18 protein-coding genes are annotated in these 19868 nt (G+C 73.3%); 11 read left to right on the plus strand and 7 right to left on the minus strand.

Translation table 11 applies throughout. The features are described 5' to 3' along the window. Window position 1: 1 nt before the first annotated feature. Complete coding sequence (locus tag ACIRPK_RS27115) at window positions 2-2302, minus strand: transglycosylase domain-containing protein (RefSeq protein WP_403042762.1); 2301 nt, start codon at window positions 2300-2302, stop codon at window positions 2-4. A 274-nt stretch (window positions 2303-2576) separates the two neighbouring features. Between ACIRPK_RS27115 and ACIRPK_RS27120 the strand changes: the two genes are divergently transcribed. From ACIRPK_RS27120 to ACIRPK_RS27150, 7 genes are all read left to right on the plus strand, one after another. Beyond that, a complete protein-coding gene (locus tag ACIRPK_RS27120; RefSeq protein WP_403042765.1) occupies window positions 2577-3425 on the plus strand; it encodes an ABC transporter permease in 849 nt (282 codons plus the stop codon). A 46-nt stretch (window positions 3426-3471) separates the two neighbouring features. Continuing rightward, on the plus strand, window positions 3472-4245 hold the full coding sequence (locus tag ACIRPK_RS27125; RefSeq protein WP_403042903.1) for an ABC transporter permease: 774 nt from the start codon (window positions 3472-3474) through the stop codon (window positions 4243-4245). Between the two features lie 23 nt (window positions 4246-4268). Then, window positions 4269-5228: an ATP-binding cassette domain-containing protein gene (locus ACIRPK_RS27130; RefSeq protein WP_403042767.1), complete on the plus strand. Its 960-nt coding sequence runs from the start codon at window positions 4269-4271 to the stop codon at window positions 5226-5228. Window positions 5229-5361: 133 nt separating this feature from the next. Continuing rightward, the gene (locus tag ACIRPK_RS27135) at window positions 5362-6480 is read left to right on the plus strand and encodes a DegT/DnrJ/EryC1/StrS family aminotransferase (protein WP_403042770.1); all 1119 of its coding nucleotides are present in this window, start codon (window positions 5362-5364) and stop codon (window positions 6478-6480) included. A gap of 58 nt (window positions 6481-6538) precedes the next feature. Continuing rightward, entirely contained in the window at window positions 6539-7483 is a 945-nt protein-coding gene (locus ACIRPK_RS27140) for a Gfo/Idh/MocA family protein (protein ID WP_403042905.1), read from the plus strand. Beyond that, the gene (locus ACIRPK_RS27145) at window positions 7480-8577 is read left to right on the plus strand and encodes a glycosyltransferase family 2 protein (RefSeq protein ID WP_403042772.1); all 1098 of its coding nucleotides are present in this window, start codon (window positions 7480-7482) and stop codon (window positions 8575-8577) included. The genes ACIRPK_RS27140 and ACIRPK_RS27145 overlap by 4 nt, the downstream gene beginning before the upstream one ends. A gap of 13 nt (window positions 8578-8590) precedes the next feature. After that, a complete protein-coding gene (locus ACIRPK_RS27150) occupies window positions 8591-9880 on the plus strand; it encodes a nucleotide sugar dehydrogenase (protein ID WP_403042775.1) in 1290 nt (429 codons plus the stop codon). Between the two features lie 35 nt (window positions 9881-9915). Here the strand turns inward: ACIRPK_RS27150 and ACIRPK_RS27155 are convergent, their stop codons facing one another. Next, on the minus strand, window positions 9916-10911 hold the full coding sequence (locus ACIRPK_RS27155) for a Gfo/Idh/MocA family protein (protein WP_403042777.1): 996 nt from the start codon (window positions 10909-10911) through the stop codon (window positions 9916-9918). A 111-nt stretch (window positions 10912-11022) separates the two neighbouring features. Between ACIRPK_RS27155 and ACIRPK_RS27160 the strand changes: the two genes are divergently transcribed. After that, a complete protein-coding gene (locus ACIRPK_RS27160) occupies window positions 11023-12324 on the plus strand; it encodes a DUF445 domain-containing protein (protein ID WP_403042779.1) in 1302 nt (433 codons plus the stop codon). A 45-nt stretch (window positions 12325-12369) separates the two neighbouring features. Next, window positions 12370-13431: an adenosine deaminase gene (locus ACIRPK_RS27165; protein ID WP_403042782.1), complete on the plus strand. Its 1062-nt coding sequence runs from the start codon at window positions 12370-12372 to the stop codon at window positions 13429-13431. A 216-nt stretch (window positions 13432-13647) separates the two neighbouring features. Here ACIRPK_RS27165 and ACIRPK_RS27170 read toward each other — a convergent pair whose 3' ends face one another. The 3 genes from ACIRPK_RS27170 to ACIRPK_RS27180 form a co-directional block, all read right to left on the minus strand. Next, window positions 13648-13938 (minus strand): DUF6412 domain-containing protein, encoded by a 291-nt coding sequence (locus ACIRPK_RS27170; protein ID WP_403042785.1) that lies wholly within the window; start codon window positions 13936-13938, stop codon window positions 13648-13650. Between the two features lie 112 nt (window positions 13939-14050). Then, the gene (locus tag ACIRPK_RS27175) at window positions 14051-15151 is read right to left on the minus strand and encodes a Gfo/Idh/MocA family oxidoreductase (protein ID WP_403042788.1); all 1101 of its coding nucleotides are present in this window, start codon (window positions 15149-15151) and stop codon (window positions 14051-14053) included. 117 nt (window positions 15152-15268) lie between these two features. Beyond that, entirely contained in the window at window positions 15269-16213 is a 945-nt protein-coding gene (locus tag ACIRPK_RS27180) for a lytic polysaccharide monooxygenase (RefSeq protein ID WP_403042790.1), read from the minus strand. A 295-nt stretch (window positions 16214-16508) separates the two neighbouring features. Here ACIRPK_RS27180 and ACIRPK_RS27185 point away from each other — a divergent pair, with 295 nt between their 5' ends. Both ACIRPK_RS27185 and ACIRPK_RS27190 read left to right on the plus strand, forming a co-directional pair. Next, window positions 16509-17288 carry an HAD-IIA family hydrolase gene (locus ACIRPK_RS27185; RefSeq protein ID WP_057237655.1) on the plus strand — a complete coding sequence of 260 codons (780 nt, stop codon included), beginning with the start codon at window positions 16509-16511 and terminating at the stop codon, window positions 17286-17288. A gap of 171 nt (window positions 17289-17459) precedes the next feature. Beyond that, window positions 17460-18188 (plus strand): uracil-DNA glycosylase, encoded by a 729-nt coding sequence (locus ACIRPK_RS27190; RefSeq protein WP_403042793.1) that lies wholly within the window; start codon window positions 17460-17462, stop codon window positions 18186-18188. A 108-nt stretch (window positions 18189-18296) separates the two neighbouring features. Here the strand turns inward: ACIRPK_RS27190 and ACIRPK_RS27195 are convergent, their stop codons facing one another. Both ACIRPK_RS27195 and ACIRPK_RS27200 read right to left on the minus strand, forming a co-directional pair. Then, entirely contained in the window at window positions 18297-18968 is a 672-nt protein-coding gene (locus ACIRPK_RS27195; protein WP_403042796.1) for a 3-oxoacid CoA-transferase subunit B, read from the minus strand. 3 nt (window positions 18969-18971) lie between these two features. Further along, window positions 18972-19793: a CoA transferase subunit A gene (locus ACIRPK_RS27200; protein WP_403042798.1), complete on the minus strand. Its 822-nt coding sequence runs from the start codon at window positions 19791-19793 to the stop codon at window positions 18972-18974. Between the last annotated feature and the right edge of the window lie 75 nt (window positions 19794-19868).

Consider the following 19868-nt stretch of genomic DNA (forward strand, 5'->3'; position numbering starts at 1 on the left):
GTCAGGGGCTCGGGGAGCCGTTCGGACCGGGCTGGGGAGTGCCGGCCGGGGGAGTGCCGGTCGGGGTGGCGCTGCCCGACGGCGTGGTGCTCGGGCGGGTCGACGGTGATCCGGTGGCGGACGGTGTCCCGGTCGGGGTGGGGGCGCCCGAGGGCGTACCGCTCGGGCTCTGGCTCTGGCTCGGGGTGGCCGACGGGCTGCCGGTGGGTGAGGCGGGGGCGCTGGGCTGGCTGTTGCCCCGGCTCGGCCTGAGGTCGAACTGCTGGACCGGGGTGCCCCGGAGCGCGGTGGTCGTGTAGCTGGTCCAGATCTCGGTCGGGATGGCGCCGCCGTTGATCCGGCTGTAGCCCGCCGTACCGGCCAGCGAGAGCTTGGCATGGGTCTTCGGGTCTTCCCGGAACAGGCCCACCACGGTGGCCAGTTCGGGGGTGAACCCGGCGAACCAGGCCGACCGGTTGCTGTCGGTGGTGCCGGTCTTGCCGGCCGCCGGGCGGCCCAGACCGAGGGCCCGGGCACCGGTGCCGGCGGGGCTGACCACGTCCGCCAGCACGTCGGTGACGGCGTCTGCGGTGCCCCGGCCGACCGCGGTGCGGGCCGGGTGGGCGGGCAGCTCGGGCAGGTCGGAGTAGCCGCCGGAGCGTTCCAGCCTGAGCACGGCCCACGGGGTGAACGCCTGGCCGTGGTTGGCCAGACTCGCGTACACCGAGGCCAGGTCGATCGCGCTCGGGGTGGCGGTGCCCAGTGTCATCGAGGTGTTGGCCGGATCCATGCCCGGCACGGTGTCGGGCAGGCCGAGCCGGATCGCGGTCTGCCGGACGTCGTCCAGCCCGGCGTCCACGCCCTCCTGGGCGTAGACCGAGTTGACCGACTTCATCATGGCGAACCGCAGGGTCACCGAGCCGTAGTCGGCGTCGTCCTCGTTCGGCGGGGCGTACGCCGTGGGGCCGCCGACCACCGGGCGGCGGGAGCTGCCGTCGTACAGCGTCTGGGTGGTGATCGGCCGGCCGTCCTGGGTGGTGTGCCCGCCCTCCAGACCGGCCGCCAGGTCGATCGGTTTGAAGGTGGAGCCGACCTGGTTGTCCTGCCGGAGCGCGTCGTTGTACTGCTGCTCGGCGTAGTCGGGACCGCCGTAGACCGCGACGATCCGCCCGCTGCCGGGGTCGATCGAGGCACCGGCGACCCGGACCGCGGTGTCGCTCTCCGGGCGGGCGGCGGGGTCGAGTTCGGCGGTCAGCTCCTGCCGGACGGCCTGGACGAAGGCGTCCTGCCGGGGCTTGTCGAAGGTCGTGGTGATCCTCCAGCCGCCGGCCTTCAGGGTGGCCGCGTCCAGCACGTTGGCGCTGGTCAGGTAGTCGTCGGCGATGTCCACCAGGTAGCCGGCCTGGCCGCTCAGACCGGTGGCGGGCTGCGGGTCGACCGGTTCGGGGAAGGTGGTGGCGGCCCGGGCGGCGGCGTCCAGGAAGCCGAGCTGGACCATGCCGTCCAGGACGTAGTTCCAGCGGGCGAGCGCCTTGGCCCGGTTGGCCGGGGTGCCGTTCTTCACGTCGTAGGCGCTCGGCGCCTGCAACAGGGCGGCCAGGTAAGCACCCTGAGCGAGGGTCAGCCGGGAGACGTCCACGCCGTAGTACGCCTTGGCGGCGGTCTGGATGCCGTAGGCGTTGCGGCCGAAGTAGCTGGTGTTGAGGTAGCCGGCCAGGATCTCGTCCTTGCTCTGCTGCTGGTCCACCTTGAGCGCGATGAACAGCTCCCTGACCTTGCGGGCCACCGTCTGGTCCTGGGTCAGGTAGTAGTTCTTCACGTACTGCTGGGTGATGGTGGAGCCGCCCTGGGTGTCCTTCCCGGATGCGGTGTTCCAGGCGGCCCTGGCCATGCCGCGCAGGTCGACGCCCTTGTTCCGGTAGAAGGTGCGGTCCTCGGCGGAGACCACCGCGTGCTGGGTGTCCAGCGGGACCTGGCGGATCGTCACGTCCTGCCGGTTGACCGAGCCGGTGCGGGCCAGCTCGGTGCTGCCGTCCGCGTAGTAGTAGACGTTGCTCTGCGCCACCGCCTGGGTGTTGGGGCCGGGCACCGGGACGATCAGGTAGAGCGTGACGAAGCCCGCCAGGCCGAGCAGCAGCAGGCCGAGCAGTCCGCCGAGCACCATCCGCCAGGTCGGCACCACCCGGCGCCACCAGGGCAGGGCCCGGCGCCGGGCCTTGCGGGCGGCTCGCCGGGCCCGCCGCCGGTCGCGCCGGGAGCCCTCGGCGCGGTCCTCCCACTCGAGACTGTCGGGCGCTGGCAGCAGGTCCGGCTGGTGGCTCATGGGGGGAATTATGTGGGATCTGATCCACCATCAGACCGGTTTGACCCTGCGTGGCCCCGGGCAATTCGGCTGCGCCCGGCCCGCTCCGGCGGTACGTTGAAAGATGACAACCCCATAGCGCAGCAGGACAGACGCAGCTCCGCCCGCAGTCCCCGGTACCCCCGGGGGTCAGCCGGTCGGGGCCGTTCGGGGCTGCCCCGAGGTCGCTCCGGCTGTGCTCGTCGGGCTGCCCGAACGCCTGCCCACAGGCCTGTTAAAAAGTCGACAAGGAGACATGATGCAGCTCGCTCAGCAGCTCCGGCCGCCGGGCCGGACGGGCTCTGCGCGCCTCTACCTCGCGATCGCCGCCGGTTCGTTCCGCCGCTACACCACCTACCGGGCCGCCACCGTGGCCGGGGCCTTCACCAACACCGTCTTCGGCTTCATCCTGGCGTACACCTTCCTCGCGCTCTGGCGGGCCCGGCCGGGCGTCGGCGGGTACGACGGCAACCAGGCGGTCACCTACATCTGGGTCAGCCAGGCGCTGCTGGTCACCGTCGCGGTCTGGGGCGGCGGCTTCCAGGACGACGTCCAGGCCCGGTTCAGGAACGGGGACATCGCCGTCGACCTGTACCGGCCGGTCGACTTCATGGGGTGGTGGCTGGCCGCCGACCTCGGCCGGGCCGGGTTCCAGCTGGTCGCCCGGGGCGCGGTGCCCACGGTGGCCGGGGTGCTGGCCTTCGACATCCGGCTGCCCGCCCACCCGTACACCTGGGTGGCCTTCCTCGGCTCGGTGCTGCTGGCCGTGACGGTCAGCTTCGGGGTGCGCTACCTGGTCTCGCTCACCGGCTTCTGGCTGCACGACTCGGAGGGGGTGCGCTCGGTGATGGTGGTGGTCGCGCTGTTCTTCTCCGGGGCGCTGCTGCCGCTCACCCTCTTCCCGGGGTGGCTGGGCGAGTCGGCGCGACTGCTGCCCTGGTCCGCGCTGGTCCAGGTCCCCGCCGACGTCTTCCTGGAGCGCCGCGTCGGCACCGCGCTGCTCGGGGCACTCGGCTTCCAGGCGGCCTGGGCGGTGCTGCTGCTCGCGGCCGGCCGGCTGGTCCAACTGCTGGCCACCCGCAAGGTGGTGGTGCACGGTGGCTGACCACCTCGCCGTCCGGACGGGTTGGGCGCTGCGCTCCTGGTGGCTGATGGCCGGGATGTGGACCCGCTCGACCATGGCCTACCGGACCTCGTTCGTGCTGATGCTGACCGCGAGCACCGCGGTGACCGCCCTCGACTTCGTCGTCCTGCTGCTGATGTTCCAGCACACCGACCAGCTCGGCGGCTGGTCGCTCGGCGAACTCGGTTTCCTGTACGGGACGTCGAGCTTCGCCCTCGGCACGGCCAACCTGCTGGTCGGCAGCGTGGACGCGCTCGGTGAGCGGATCCGCAGCGGCACCCTGGACACCATGCTGATCCGGCCCGCCCCCGCGCTCGCCCAGGTCTGCGCCGAACGCTTCTCGCTGCGCCGGGTCGGCCGCCCGGTGCAGGCCGCGGTGATCCTGGGCTGGTCGCTGACCCGGGTGCAGGTGGCCTGGACGGCCGACCGGGTGCTGCTGCTGGCGGTGCTGCTGGTCTGCGGCAGCGTGATCTTCGGCGCGCTCTTCATCGGCTTCTCCACCGTGCAGTTCTGGTGGGGCGAGGCCAGTGAGTTCCAGAACTCCTTCACCTACGGCGGAGCCACCATGCTCCAGTACCCGCCGACGATCTTCGCCAAGGAGCTGGTGGCCGGCACCGTGTTCGGCCTGCCGCTCGCCTTCGTCAACTGGCTGCCCGCGCTGCACATCCTGGGCAAGCCCGATCCGCTCGGCCTGCCCGAGGCGTTCCGGTTCGCCTCCCCACTGGCCGCCCTGCTCTGCGTGCTGGCCGCCGGCCTGGCCTGGCGGGCCGGACTGCGCGCCTACCGGGGCACCGGCACCTAGAACCTCCAGAAGAGGAGTTGGACATGGCACTGATCGAACTCAAGGACGTCCGACGGGACTTCACGATCCGGACCAAGGCCGGCCGGCTGCGCCGGGAGAAGCGGGTGGTGCACGCGGTGGACGGGCTGAGCTTCACCGTCGGGGCGGGTGAGTGCGTCGGCTACATCGGCCCGAACGGCGCGGGCAAGTCCACCACGATCAAGATGCTCACCGGCATCCTGGTGCCCAGCGCGGGGCTGCTCCGGGTGGCCGGGGTCGAGCCGGCCAGGGAGCGGGTCGGGCTGGCCCGGCGGATCGGCGTGGTGTTCGGCCAGCGCACCACCCTGTGGTGGGACCTGCCGCTGCGGGACAGCTACGAACTGGCCCGCCGGATCTACCGCATCCCGCCCGACCGGTACCGGGCCAACCTGGCCCGATGCGTCGAACTGCTGGACCTGGGAGCCCTGTTGGACACCCCGGTCCGGCAGCTCTCGCTCGGCCAGCGGATGCGCGGCGACCTGGCGGCGGCGCTGCTGCACGACCCGCAGGTGCTCTACCTGGACGAACCCACCATCGGCCTGGACGTGGTGAGCAAGGCGAAGGTCCGGGAGTTCCTGCGCGAGGTCAACCAGGCCGAGGGCACCACGGTGCTGCTCACCACCCACGATCTGACCGACATCGAGCAGCTCTGCGGCCGGGTGATGGTGATCGACCACGGGCGGGTGGTCTACGACGGCGGTCTGGACGGGCTGCACACGGCGGGCCGCAGCGAACGGACCCTGGTGGTCGACCTGGCCGAGCCGCGCCCGGCGATCGAGGTCCCGGGCGCCCGGGTGGTCCGGGTCGAGGGGCCCCGGCAGTGGCTGGCCTTCCCGGCCGAGCAGAGCGCCGCCCCGCTGGTCGCGGCGGTGGCGGCGCGCTACCCGCTGGTCGACCTGTCGGTCCGGGAACCCGCCATCGAGGACGTGATCGCCCGGATGTACGCCGAGGTCGCGATCGGCTGAGCGGCCCGATCGGCGGAGCGGACCGATCGAGGGACGGCCACCGTCACTCGTCCGGGTGAAACCGGTGACTCCGGGGTGTCGTGGACAGTTGACACTCCGGATCACCGGACAGGCTTGTGAGGGGTGCGCGCGGATGGCTCAGCTGGTCGGGGAGTCGGTGCGGTCGGCCCGCCCGGGCGCCGGGGTGGTGCCGGTGGCGCGGCCGGTGATCGGGGAGGCGGAGATCGCCGCCGCGGTCCGGGTGCTGCGCAGCGGATCGGTCGTCCAGGGCCCCGAAGTGGCCGCCTTCGAGCGGGAGTTCGCCGAGCTGGTGGACGGCAGGCACTGCGTGGCGGTCAACTCCGGCACGTCGGCTCTGCAGTTGGCGTTGACGGCGCTCGGGATCGGGCCCGGGGACGAGGTGGTGGTGCCGTCCTTCTCGTTCGCCGCCACCGCCAACGCCGTCCGGCTGGTCGGCGCCGAGCCGGTCTTCGCGGACATCGACCCGGACAGCTTCTGCCTCGACCCGGCGGCGGTCCGGGCCGCGATCGGCCCGCGCACCGCCGCCCTGCTCCCGGTGCACCTGTACGGGCACCCGGCGGCGATGGCCGACCTGACCCAACTCGCCGCCAGGAACGGCCTGGCCGTGGTCGAGGACGCCTGCCAGGCGCACGGCGCCACCCTGGACGGCCGGCCGGTGGGCTCGTTCGGCGCCGCCGGGTGCTTCAGCTTCTACCCGACCAAGAACATGCACGCCCTGGAGGGCGGCATGGTCACCGTTGCGGACCCGGCGCTGGCCCGGAAGCTGCGGCTGCTCCGCAACCAGGGGATGGAGCAGCCGTACCGGAACGAGATCGTCGGGGCCAACCTCCGGATGACCGACGTCTCGGCGGCCGTCGGCCGGGTCCAGCTCGGCCGGCTGCCGCAGGCGACCGAGCGCCGCCGGGCCAACGCGGCCGTACTGGACCGGGAGTTGGCCGCCACCGATCTGCGGATCCCGCCGGTGGCGGCCGGTGCCCGGCACGTCTACCACCAGTACACCGTCCGGGTACGCGGTGAACGGGATGACTTCCGCCGGGAGTTGGCCGAGGCGGGGGTGGGAAGCGCGGTGTACTACCCGGTGCCGATCCACCGGCTGCCGCCCTACCCGGGCGACTGGGACCTGCCGGAGACCGAGCGGGCCGCCGCCGAGGTGGTCGCACTGCCGGTGCACCCCACCCTGTCGGAGGCCGAACTGGCCCTGGTGGTCCGGGTGGTGCGGCGTGCGGGCTGAGCCGAGGGGCACCGAACGCGGGCGGCCGCTCCGGGCCGGGCTGATCGGCCTGGGTGCGATGGGACGCAACCACGCTCGGGTCCTGGGTGCGTTGGCCGGGGTCGAGCTGGTCGGCGTGGTGGACCCGGCGGGCGGCACCGCTCCCAACGGCGTCCCGGTGCTGGCCGACCTCAACGACCTGCTCGCGCTGGGCGTCGACTACGCGGTGGTGGCCTGCCCGACCGCCCAGCACGAGAGCGTCGGCCTGCGGCTGGCGGTGGCCGGAGTGCCCGCGTTGATCGAGAAGCCGCTGGCGCACGACGCCAGGGCCGCCCGCCGGCTGGTGGACGCCTTCCGGGGGCAGATCGCCGGGGTCGGCCACGTCGAGCGCTACAACCCGGCCCTCCAGCAGCTCCGGGCCCGGCTGGCCCGCGGCGAACTCGGCGAGGTGTACCAGGTGTCGACCCGCCGTCAGGGCCCGTTCCCGCGCCGGATCGCGGACGTCGGGGTGGTCAAGGACCTGGCCACCCACGACATCGACCTGACCGGCTGGATCACCGGCCAGAGCTACGCCTCGGTGGCCGCCAGGACGGTGCGCAAGAGCGGTCGCCCGTACGAGGACATGGTGGCGGCGGTCGGCACGCTGGCCGACGGCACCATGGTCAGCCACCTGGTGAACTGGCTCAGCCCGCAGAAGGAGCGGTACGTGGCGGTGACCGGCGAGCGCGGCTGCCTGGTCGCCGACACGCTGACCGCGGACCTGACCCTGCAGGTGAACGGCGCGGTGCCGACCGAGTGGGACACCGTCCGCACCTTCCGGGGTGTCACCGAAGGCGACGTGATCAGGTACGCCTTCCCGAAACGGGAGCCGCTGATGAGCGAGCACGAGCAGTTCCGCGAGGCGGTGGCCGGCCGGCCGGCCGAGACCGTCGCGCTGACCGAGGGCCTGCACACCGTCGAGGTGGCGGAGTCGGTGCTGGCCGCCGCCGGGCGGCAGAGCCTGCTGGGGGTGGTGTCCCGGTGAGCACCCCCGACGTCACCGTGGTGATCGCGGTCTACAACACCATGCCGTACCTGACGGCCTGTCTCACCTCGCTGGTCGAACAGTCCGTTTGTGCAAGCCGGTTGGAGGTGGTCGCGGTCGACGACGGCTCCACCGACGGCAGCGGCGCCGAGCTGGCCCGGTTCGCCCGGGAGCATCCCGGGCTGTTCCGGGTCGAGCGGCAGGCCAACTCCGGTGGCCCGGCCTCACCCACCAACCGGGCGATGGAACTGGCCAGGGGCCGCTACGTGTTCTTCCTCGGCGCCGACGACTGGCTCGGCCCGCAGGCGCTGGAGCGGCTGGTCGCGATGGCCGACCGGTACGAGTCGGACGTGGTGCTCGGCAAGATGGTCGGGGTCGGCGGCCGGCACGTCCCGCAGGGCATCTTCGACCGCACCGAGCCCTCGGTCGACTTCACCGACTCCGCGCTGGCCTGGGCGCTCTCGGACACCAAGCTGTTCCGCCGGGAGCCGCTGGTCCGGCACGGCCTGCGCCGCCGGGAGGACCTGCCGGTCTACTCCGACCAGCCGTTCACCCTGCAGGCGCTGCTGCGGGCCCGGCGGGTCTCGGTGCTGGCCGACTACGACTGCTACCACGCGGTGCTGCGCGCCGACCGGGCCAACGCCACGGTCCGCTCCGGCCACCGCGACCGGCTGCGCGGGCTGACCGAGATCCTGGCCGTCACCGACCGGCTCACCGAGCCCGGCGGCGAGGTCCGCCGGGCCCTGCACCTGCGCCACTTCGGCTGGGACGTACCGCAGTTGCTGCAGGCCGAGCTGCTCGGGCAGTCCGAGGCCGAGCAGCGGTACGTGGTGGCCGAGGTGGGCCGGCTGGTCCGCGAGCACTGCGACGTGCTGGCCGACCTGGCCGAGCCCGAACGGCTCCGGCTGGAGCTGGCCCGGGCCGACCGGTACCAGGCGGTCCGGGGGCTGATCGAGGACGAACTCGGCCGGGGCGCGGCCCGGTTCGAGCTGCCCCGGCAGATCTGGCGGGACCTGGTCCCGGAGCGGGCCAGGCGCGAGCTGCGCCGACGGCAGGGCTGGCGCCGGCTGGCCGGCCGGATGACGCGGGGCTGAGGGGGAGTCGACGGTGGGTCGGACGATCTGTGTGGTCGGGCTGGGGAAGATCGGACTGCCGCTCGCGGTGCAGTTCGCCGGCAAGGGGCACCGGGTGCTCGGCGCGGACACCGCGCCCTCGGTGGTCCGGCAGGTGAACGAGGGCCGACCGCCGTTCCCCGGCGAGGCCGAGCTGCCGGAGCGGCTGAAACTCGCGGTCGCCGACGGCAGGTTGACGGCGCAGGCGGAGACCACGGCGGCGGTCGCCGGAGCCGACGCCGTCCTGGTCGCGGTGCCGCTGCTGACCGGCCCGGAGGACCGGCCCGACTTCACCCTGCTGGACGCCGCCACCGCCGCCGTGGCGGCCGGGCTACGGCCCGGCACCCTGGTCAGCTACGAGACCACCCTGCCGGTCGGCACCACCGCGGGCCGGGTGGCCGACCTGCTGGCGGCGGGCTCGGGCCTGCGGCCCGGGACGGACTTCGGGCTGGTGTTCAGCCCCGAACGGGTCTCCTCCGGCCGGGTCTTCGCCGACCTGCGGCGGTACCCGAAGCTGGTCGGCGGGATCGACGACCGCTCCACCCGGCAGGGCGTCGAGTTCTACCGCGAGGTGCTGGACTTCGACCCGCGCCCGGACCTGCCCCGCCCGAACGGCGTCTGGGCGCTCGGCTCGGCCGAGGCGGCCGAGTTCGCCAAGCTGGCCGAGACCACCTACCGGGACGTCAACATCGGTCTGGCCAACCAGTTCGCCCGGTACGCCGACCGGATCGGGGTGGACCTGGCGGAGGTGACCGAAGCCTGCAACTCGCAGCCGTACAGCCACCTGCACCAGCCCGGCGTCGCGGTCGGCGGCCACTGCATCCCGGTCTACCCGAGGCTCTACCTGGCCGGCGACCCGGCCGCGACGGTGGTCGAGGCCGCCCGGGAGGCCAACCTGGCGATGCCCGGGTACGCGGTCGGACGGCTGGCGGCGGTGCTCGGCGGGCTGACCGGCCGGGGCGTGCTGGTGCTCGGCGCCGCCTACCGGGGCGGGGTCAAGGAGACCGCGTACTCCGGGGCCTTCCCGCTGGTGGCCGAGCTCCGGGCGGCCGGGGCACGGCCGTACGTGGCCGATCCGCTGTACGACGCCGAGGAGTTGACCGGGCTCGGGCTGCCGCCGCACCGGGGCGAGCCGGTCGAGGCGGCGGTGGTGCAGGCCGACCACCCCGAGTACCGGACCCTGGGGGTGGCCGACCTGCCGGGCGTCGGGGTGCTGCTCGACGGCCGCCGGGTCACCGACCCGGCGCGCTGGGCGGGGGTGCGGCGGATCGTGCTCGGCGCCTGACCGGCCGTCCCGCCGAGCCGCTGGAGGACGGGCCGTCACTCGCCCGGGTAGTGCACCCCGATCCGGGCCCGGACGGCGTCCAGCGTCCGCATCACCGCGAGCGAGCCGTCCAGCGGCACCAGCGGCGACTCGGTCAGTCCGGCCCGCAGGCAGCGGACCACCTCGGCGGCCTCCAGCCCCAGGCCGTGGCCGGGACCCCGGTCGAGGGTGAACCGTTCGGCGGTCCCCCCGTCCCGGTGCAGCACGAAGCTGGTGGCATGGAAGAAGTCGGTGGGCAGCTCGATCCGGCCGGTGCTGCCGTGGACCGAGGCCCGCTGCCCGTACCCGGCCACCAGCGAGCAGCTCAGGAGCGACAGTGCGCCGCCGGCATGGCCGAGCACCACGGCGGTGTGCTCGTCCACCCCCTCCGGGGTCAGCGTGGCGACCGCCTCGATCCGCTCGGGCTCGCCGAGCAGCAGGTGGGCGAAGGAGACCGGGTAGACGCCGAGGTCCAGCAGGGCGCCGCCGCCCGCCGCCGGGTCCAGCAGCCGGCTGGTGGGGTCGGGCGGCGCCGGGAAGCCGAAGTCCGCGTGCACGGCCCTGACCTCGCCGATCGCCCCGCCCTTGACCAGTTCGACGACCTGGCGGACCACCGGGTTGACGTACATCCACATCGCCTCCATCAGGAAGCGCTGCCGGGCCCGGGCGGTGGCGACCAGCCGCTCGGCCTGACGGGTGTTCAGGGTGAACGGCTTCTCGCACAGCACCGCCTTCCCCGCCTCCAGCATCAGCGCGGTGGCGTCGTGGTGGGCGGTGTGCGGGGTGGCCACGTACACCACGTCGACCTCGGGGTCGGCGGCCAGCTCCGCCCAGGAGCCGTACGCCCGGGGGATGCCGAAGCGGTCGGCGAAGGCCCGGGCGGCGGGCTCGGTGCGGGAGGCCACGGCGGTCACCTCGGCGCCGGGGACGGCGAGCAGGTCCTCGGTGAAGGCGGCGGCTATCCCGCCGGTGGCGAGGATGCCCCAGCGGATCGGTCGGTCGGAGCTGGTCATGGGTGATGACACCTTTCGAGGCTGGGCCCGGAGCGTGGCGCGTCCCTGATCTCTCCCGGAGAAGGACGTGGCTCCGTCGGATGATCGGCCCGGGCGGGGCAGACTGTCCAGGTGAGCGTCGATCAGAAGGTCAGGACGAAGGCCGGCTTGGGCGTCAGCTTCACGGCGGCCGACGAGGAGAAACGCCGGGGTGTCCGGCGGATGAAGCTGTTCGCCACCGGGCTGCTCGGCCTGGCCACGGTGGTGTTCGGGCTCGCCACCTGGGCCGACGCGGCCGGGGCCGGGCCGTGGGCCGGGTACGTCGCGGCGGCGGCCGAGGCGGGCATGGTGGGTGCGCTGGCGGACTGGTTCGCCGTCACCGCGCTGTTCCGCCGCCCGTTCGGGCTGCCGATCCCGCACACCGCGATCATCCCGACCAAGAAGGACGCCTTCGGCCAGTCGCTGGGCGACTTCGTCGGGGACAACTTCCTCTCCGCCCCGGTGGTCCGGGACCGGCTGGCCCGGATCGGCATCGCCCACCGGCTCGGCGAGTGGCTGGCAGCGCCGGGCAGCGCCGAGCGGGTCACCGGCGAGGCGGCGGCCGCGCTGCGCGGGGTGCTCGCGGTGCTCAACGACGACGACGTACAGGCCGTGGTGGCCGAGGCGGTCACCCGGCGGGCCGCCGCCACCTCGGTGGCCGAACCGGCCGGTCGGCTGCTCGCCAAGGTGGTCGCCGACGGTGGGCACCACGGCGTGGTGGACCTGGTCGCCGTCCGGGTGCACGACTGGCTGACGGAGCATCACCGGGACGTGGTCGAGCGGGTCACCAGCAAGAGCCCCGGCTGGACCCCGAAGTTCATCGACCACCAGGTCGGTGAGCGGGTGCACAAGGAACTGATGCGGTTCGTCACCCACATCAGGGACGACCCGCAGCACCCGGCCCGGGGCGCGATCGACAACTTCCTGGCCGACTTCGCCACCGAGCTCCAGCAGGACCCGGCGACCATCGCCCGGGTCGAGCGGGCCAAGGACGACCTGCTGGCCCGTCCCGAGGTGCAGGAGCTGATCGCCTCCTCCTGGTCGGCCGTCCGCACCCTGGTGCTGACCGCCGCCGAGGACGAGCAGAGCGAGCTGCGCCGCCGGATCAGGGACGGGCTGCGCTCGTTCGGCCGGCGGCTGGCCACCGACACCAAGCTGCAGGCGAAGGCCGACGGCTGGCTGCAGGACGCCGCCCAGTACGTGGTGGAGACCTACCGGGCCGAGATCACCTCGCTGATCTCGGAGACCGTGGCGGGCTGGGACGCCGACGACGCCTCCCGCAAGATCGAGGCGAACGTGGGCCGCGACCTGCAGTTCATCCGGATCAACGGCACCGTGGTGGGTGCGCTGGCCGGGCTGCTGATCCACACCGTGGCCGTGGCGCTGGGCGGTTGAGGGCGGGTTAGCATGGCGCGTCTGCATCGTACGAAGGAGAACGAAGTGGCGGTTGAGGGCAAGCCGGGCATCGAGGGCAAGCGGGGCATCGAGGCGTTCATCGCGGGGATGCCCAAGGCCGAGCTGCACGTGCACCACGTCGGTTCCGCCTCACCGCGGGTGGTGGCCGAACTGGCCGCCCGCCACGCCGGGCAGAGCAGGGTGCCGACCGACCCGGCCGCGCTCGCCGCGTACTTCGACTTCACCGACTTCGGGCACTTCATCGAGGTCTACCTGAGCGTGGTGGACCTGATCCGTGACGCCGAGGACGTCCGTTCGCTCACCTTCGGGGTGGCCGAGGACATGGCCCGGCAGAACATCCGGTACGCCGAACTGACCGTCACCCCGTACTCCTCGGTCAGCCGGGGCATCCCGGACGTGGCCTTCATGGAGGCGATCGAGGACGCCAGGATCGCGGCCGAGAAGGAGCTCGGCGTGGTGCTGCGCTGGTGCTTCGACATCCCGGGTGAGGCCGGTCTGGGCGCTGCCGAGGAGACCGCCCGGCTGGCGGTCGACCTGGCGCCGGACGGCCTGGTCAGCTTTGGTCTCGGCGGTCCCGAGATCGGCGTGCCGCGCCCGCAGTTCAAGCCGTACTTCGACCGGGCCCGCGCGGCCGGTCTGCACAGCGTCCCGCACGCCGGTGAGACCACCGGGCCCGAGACGGTCTGGGACGCCCTGCGGGTGCTCGGCGCCGAGCGGATCGGCCACGGCACCCAGGCGGTCAAGGACCCGGCGCTGCTGGACTGGCTCGGCGAGCACCGCATCCCGTTGGAGGTCTGCCCGACCTCCAACATCGCCACCCGGGCGGTGGCGCGGATGGAGGAGCACCCGATCCGGCAGATGGTCGACGCGGGCCTGCTGGTCACGGTCAACAGCGACGACCCGCCGATGTTCGGCACCGACCTGAACACCGAGTACGCGGTCGCCGCCCGGCTGCTCGACCTGGACGAGTCCGGCGTCGCCGCGCTCGCGCGAAACGCCGTCGAGGCGTCCTTCCTGGACGCACCCGGCAAGGCCCGGATCATCGGTGAGATCGACCAGTACCTTGCCGGGTGGGACCGGGGCTGAGTCAGCTCCCGGCCGGGACGGGCACCGATCCGCTCTCCGGCCGGAGCAGCCGGGCCCGTTCGGCCAGCGCCCAGGCGGTGGTGGTGAGCAGGTAGAGCGCTCCGGCCAGCGGCAGCAGGACCGCGAACAGCCCTCCGGGGTCTCGGGTACGAGAGGTCGGCGGAGGACGGCCGGTGTGCCGGTGCGGTGCTCGGTGGTGCGGAGGGAGCTGCGGGCTCAGGCGGCCGTCAGGGCCGCGCCCGGTGCCCTGGGACGACGACGGCCCCGGGCGTCCGGATCACGCTGGGGCAGGAAGGCCGACCGGAACGCGCGTCGGCGCAGCGCCCCGTCCCGTACCGCGCGCGGGGCCCGTGCCCCGAGCGCCCGGGTGGTCGACAGGGCGGCCGCGGCCACCCCGGCCAACAGGACCAGGGTGGCTGCGGCGGCGACTCCGAGGCCGCCGGCACCGGTCAGCTGGTCGCCCGTCAGCACCCGGACCAGGCCGAGGAGTACGGCGAGCAGTGTCATGGCCGGACCTCCTCCGGTGCGGGGCGAGAGCTTCGGGGGCATCCTACGCAGACCGGTCGGCGGGGTGTGGCTCCGGCGGGGTGCCAGTCTGCCGGGTGCCGGGTGCCGGGGGTCAGCCGTGCCGACCGGCCTGGTGGTCCGGCAGTCGGACGGTGTTTCCGGTGGCGGCCGAGGCGCGGGCGGCCTCCAGTACGGCGAGGGTTGCGACGGCGTCGCGCGGATCGACCGGGGGCGGGGTGCCGTCGGCGAGGGAGGCCGCGATGCCCGCGTAGTAGGCCGGGTAGTCGCCGGAGGCGGTCGGGCACGGGGCTGACGACTCGTCGGTGCCCAGCGTGCCGTAGTGGGCGGGGTCGTCCGCGCCCCAGGGGGTGCCGTCGTTTGGGCGGCGGCCGGCCCGGAGGTCGGCCTCCTGCGGGTCCATCCCGGACTTCACGTACCCGGCGGTGTCGCCGAGCACCCGCAGGCGGGGGCCGCCGAGGGCGGTGATCGCGCTGGTCCAGAGGTGCGAGCGGACCCCCGAGGCGTGGGTGAGGGCGAGGAAGGCGTCGTCGTCGACCGCCGCGCCGTCCCGGCGGACGTCGACCTCGGCGTAGACCGACTCGACCGGACCGAACAGGGTGAGCGCCTGGTCCACCAGGTGACTGCCCAGGTCGTAGAGGGTGCCGCCGACCTCGGCCGGGTCGGCCAGCTCGCGCCAGCCCGCCTTGGGCTTGGGCCGGAACCGCTCGAACCGGGACTCGAACCGGTGCACCCGGCCGAGCGAGCCGTCCTCGACCAGTCGTCGGGCGGTCAGGAAGTCGCCGTCCCAGCGGCGGTTCTGGAACACCGACAGCAGGGTGCCGGTCCGCTCCGCCAGCAGGCACAGCTCGGCCGCCTCGGCGGCGGTGGCGGCCAGCGGCTTGTCCACCACGGTGGGCAGACCGGCGGTCAGGGCGGTCCGGGCCAGCGGTACGTGGGTGCGGTTGGGAGAGGCGATCACCACCAGGTCCAGCCGGCCGTCGGCGGCCTGCTCGAAGAGCTGCTCGGGGGTGTCGAGCGGACGGGCGTCCGGGTGCTCGCGGTGCAGCTGGGCGCGGCGGTCGGGGTTGGCGGTGACCACCGCGTCCAGCCGCAGTCCGGGGGTGCCGGCGATCAGCGGGGCGTGGAAGGCCGAGCCGGCCAGGCCGAAGCCGACCAGGCCGACGCGGAACGGGGGGCGTGGCGTGCTGCTCATGCCCTTACTCAACCACGACCCCCGCCGTCGGACGGGTACGTAACCTCCGGAGCGGGGGGTCGTGGTCGGTGCCGGGTCGAGCTCCGGCGAGGTGCTGCGGGCGGTGAGTGCGTGGGGTCAGCGGGCGGAGCGGCCGTCGAGCCGGCGACGGCGGTGCAGGACCGCGACGGCGCCGCCCGCCAGCACGAACGAGGTGCCGACGGCGGCCATCAGGCCGGTGGAGCGGTCGGTGCCGGTCGCGGCCAGTTCCTTGGCGGGTGCCGGTGCGGCCGCGGGTGCGGCTGCCGGGGCGACCACGGGGGCGGCGGCCGGAGCTGCGGCGGGTGCGGCTGCGGCGGGGGCCACGGCCGGTGCGGCCGCGTGGTCGTGGTGCTCGGCGGTGTCCGAGGCCGGCACCGCGGCGGCCGGGGCGGCGGCCGTACCGCTGCCGTCGAAGGCCACGTCGGAGCAGGTGTAGAACGCCTCCGGGCTGTCCGAGCGCTGCCAGATCGCGTAGATCATCTGACGGCCGGTCCTGCCGGTCGGGACGGTCACCGGGAACGAATAGTAGCCGTTCACCACCACCGGGTCGGTGATGCTGGCGAAGGGCGTGGCGTCCAGGTTCGACCAGCTCAGCGGGAGGGTCGGGTTGTAGCTGCTGTTGGTCATGAAGAGCTGGAAGGTGCCGCGGTGCGGCGCGGTGGCCCGGAACTTGAACGTGGTGGCGGCACCGGCGGTCAGGTTGGTGGCCGGCCAGTCGTTGCGGGGGAGGTCGAGCCCGACGAACTCGGCCGCGTTCGCGCTGCACAGGCGGCCGTCCGGGATCAGCTGGCGGTGGCGGCCGGCGGCGTCACCGATCCGGATGCCGTTCCAGTCGTACATGGCCTGGGTGCCGCCGTAGGCGATGGCGGCCTTGCAGGCGGCGGACTTCGGCTGCTCGGGGTTCTCCAGGTAGCAGCCGTACACCCGGCTGAGCGGGTTCTGCAGGGAGCCGTGGGCGGTGGCGGTGCCCGCGCCGAGCGCGCTGGTGGCCAGTGCGGTGCCGGCGAGCGCGACGACGACGGCGGTGCGACGGAGAGACATGTGGGGTGCTCCTTCAGCGGTGGGGGTCGCTGGGAAGTACGCTAGCCAGGCGCCGCTTGGCAGTTGACGGAGCATCAGCTCCGTTAGGGACCTTTTAAGGCTCCCTTGAGGTGCCCATGAGGATCGGCCCGAGGGACGGAGTGCACCGTCCGGTGGGCGGGACGTGCTCCCCTCGGGCAGGCGTGCGGATTAGGCTGGGCCCCGTTGGGGCAGCGCAGTATCCCTGGTGGGGCCCTCCCGGGCGCCACTCTCACCGCAATCCGCACGACCTCGCACGACTTCGGGAGACACGCACGTGGCAGAGCGCAAGCCCATCGAGTCCTGGCTGACCGACATGGACGGTGTCCTCATTCACGAGGGCACGCCGATCCCGGGCGCGGAGGAGTTCCTCCGGCGCCTTCGGGAGTCCGGCAAGCCGTTCCTGGTGCTGACCAACAACTCCATCTACACCCCTCGTGACCTCAGCGCCCGGCTGGCCGGGATGGGCCTGGAGGTGCCGGAGGAGTGCATCTGGACCTCGGCCCTGGCCACCGCCAAGTTCCTCAAGGGCCAGCGCCCGGGCGGCACCGCCTACGTGATCGGCGAGTCCGGTCTGACCACCGCGCTCTACCAGGCCGGCTACGTGCTGACCGACAAGGACCCGGACTACGTGGTCCTCGGTGAGACCCGCACCTACAGCTTCGAGGCGCTGACCAAGGCGATCCGCCTGATCAACGCCGGGGCGCGGTTCATCTGCACCAACCCGGACGAGACCGGCCCGTCCCCCGAGGGCGTGCTGCCGGCCACCGGCTCGGTCGCGGCGCTGATCACCAAGGCGACCGGCGTCGACCCGTACTTCGTCGGCAAGCCCAACCCGCTGATGATGCGCGAGGCGCTGAACAGCGCGGGCGCCCACTCGGAGACCGCCGTGATGATCGGCGACCGGATGGACACCGACATCGTCGCGGGCATGGAAGCCGGCATGGAGACCATCCTGGTGCTCACCGGCCTGACCGCCGAGGCGGACGTGGAGCGCTTCCCGTACCGGCCGACCCGGGTGGTCAAGTCGATCGCCGACCTGATCGAGCTGGTCTGACCGACGCTCGCCGCCCGCTCCTCGCCGGGCTCGCTCTCCGTTGTCCGTGCCCCTTCGGTCCGGCTGGTTCCCAGCGGTCCGGAGGGGCACGGGCGTGTCGGTCCGGGTGTGTAGCGTTCGGGGTGTCATACGGGGGGTCAGAGGCATTGTGCGGCGAAAGGCAGTGGGGCTGTGACCGAGCTGGTGGAGACGGCGGAAACGGTGGAGACGGTGGCCGGGTTCGAGGTGCCGGATTCCTGGCGCGGGGCGCTGGCAGGGGAGTTGGCCAAGCCGTACTTCGGTGAGCTGGCGGCCTTCGTGGCGGAGCAGCGGGCCGAGCACCAGGTCTTCCCGCCCAGCGGCCAGGAGTTCGCGGCGCTGGCGGCCACGCCGTACGACAAGGTCCGGGTGCTGGTGCTCGGTCAGGACCCGTACCACGACGACAACCAGGCGCACGGGATGAGCTTCTCCGTGCAGCCCGGCGTCAAGACCCCGCCCTCGCTGCGGAACATGTACAAGGAGCTGTACGCCGACCTCGACATCCCCGTCCCCGACAACGGGTACCTGATGCACTGGGCCGAGCAGGGCGTGCTGCTGCTCAACGCGGTGCTCACGGTGCGGGCGCATGAGGCCAACTCGCACAAGGGCAAGGGCTGGGAGAAGTTCACCGACGCGGTGATCACGGCGGTCAGTGACCGGCCGGAGCCCTGCGTCTTCGTGCTCTGGGGCAACTACGCGAAGAAGAAGCTGCCGCTGATCGACACCTCCCGGCACGTGGTCGTGCAGGGGGCGCACCCCTCGCCGCTGTCGGCCCGGCTGTTCTTCGGCAGCCGCCCGTTCTCGCAGATCAACGAGGCGCTGACCGGGTTCGGCAGCGAGCCGATCGACTGGCGGGTGCCGAACCTGTCCGAGCAGGGCTGACCGGGCAGGGCTGACCGGAGACCGGGCCCGGCACCGATGCGCTGCGAGGGGCGAAGGTGGTGCCGGGCCCGGCTGGGGTGGGCTGGGGGGCGGACGGTGGGGCGGGGGTCAGAGCAGCTTCGGGCCGGTGGCGGCCTGCACCTCGTCGAAGGTGCGGCCGGGGGCGACCTCGACCAACCGGAGGCCCTCGGGCGTGACGTCGATGACGGCCAGGTCGGTGACGATCCGGTGCACCACACCCCGGCCGGTGGCGGGCAGTGACAGCTCGTCAACGATCTTCGGGGAGCCGTCCCGGGCGGTGTGCTCCATCACCACGATCAGCCGTCGGGCGCCGTGCACCAGGTCCATCGCACCGCCCATCCCCTTGACCATCTTGCCGGGGATCATCCAGTTGGCCAGGTCTCCGGTGGCCGAGACCTGCATCGCGCCGAGCACCGAGACGTCGATCCGACCGGCCCGGATCATGCCGAACGAGAAGGCCGAGTCGAAGTACGCGGCGCCGTCCGCGACGGTGACCGTCTCCTTGCCCGCGTTGATCAGGTCGGGGTGCTCGGCTCCCTCGTCCGGGTAGGGGCCGACACCGAGGATGCCGTTCTCCGAGTGCAGCACCACGTGTACGCCGGGTGGCAGGTGACCGGGGATCAAGGTGGGCAGGCCGATGCCCAGGTTGACGTACTGGCCGTCGTGGAGCTCGCGGGCCGCCCGGGCGGCCAGGGCCTCGCGCGGGTCGAGAGCGGCGGTGCGGCCGGGCTCGTGATCCGTGGTGGTCGTGCTGGTCATGGCTCAGCTCCCCTGGCGGGTGGTGGAGTTGGCGGGCGAGGCCGGGGTCCGGGTGTGGGCCTGGTCCTGGGTCGGTGCTGAGGGCTGGACGGTGCGGCGTTCGATCCGGCGGTCGGTGGGGTCGGCGGCGACCACCCGGTCGACGTACACGCCGGGCAGGTGGATCGCGTCCGGCGGGAGCTCGCCGGGCTCGACGATCCGGTCCGCCTCGACCACGGTGATCCGGCCGGCGGTGGCGCAGAGCGGGTTGAAGTTGCGGGCGGCGGCGTGGAAGACGCAGTTGCCGTGCCGGTCGGCCACCTCGGCGCGGACCAGTGCGTAGTCGGCGGTGACGGCCTCCTCCAGCAGGTAGCGCCGACCGCCGAACTCCCTTACCTCCTTGGGCGGTGAGGCCAGCGCGACGCTCCCGTCGGCGGCGTACCGCCAGGGCAGACCGCCCTCCTCGACCTGGGTGCCGACTCCCGCCGGGGTGAAGAACGCGGGGATGCCCGCGCCGCCCGCCCGCAGCCGCTCGGCCAGCGTGCCCTGCGGGGTGAGTTCGACCTCCAGCTCGCCGGACAGGTACTGCCGGGCGAACTCCTTGTTCTCACCCACGTAGGAGGAGGTCATCCGGGCGATCCGGCCGGCCCGCAGGAGCAGGCCGAGGCCCCAGCCGTCGACGCCGCAGTTGTTGGACACCACGCGTAGGTCGGTGGTGCCGGCCGTGACCAGGGCGCCGATCAGGGTGCTCGGGATGCCGCAGAGGCCGAAGCCGCCGACGGCGAGCGTCGCGCCGTCGGGGATGTCCGCGACCGCGTGGGCGGGGGAGTCCAAGACCTTGTCCAAGGGAGTCACCTCATGAGGGGGTTGGGACGGTGCCGCAGGGGGTTGGGACCCTGCTGCGCCCCCACCTTCGCCGCA

The organism is Kitasatospora sp. NPDC101801 (assembly GCF_044766665.1).
Classification (GTDB): domain Bacteria; phylum Actinomycetota; class Actinomycetes; order Streptomycetales; family Streptomycetaceae; genus Kitasatospora.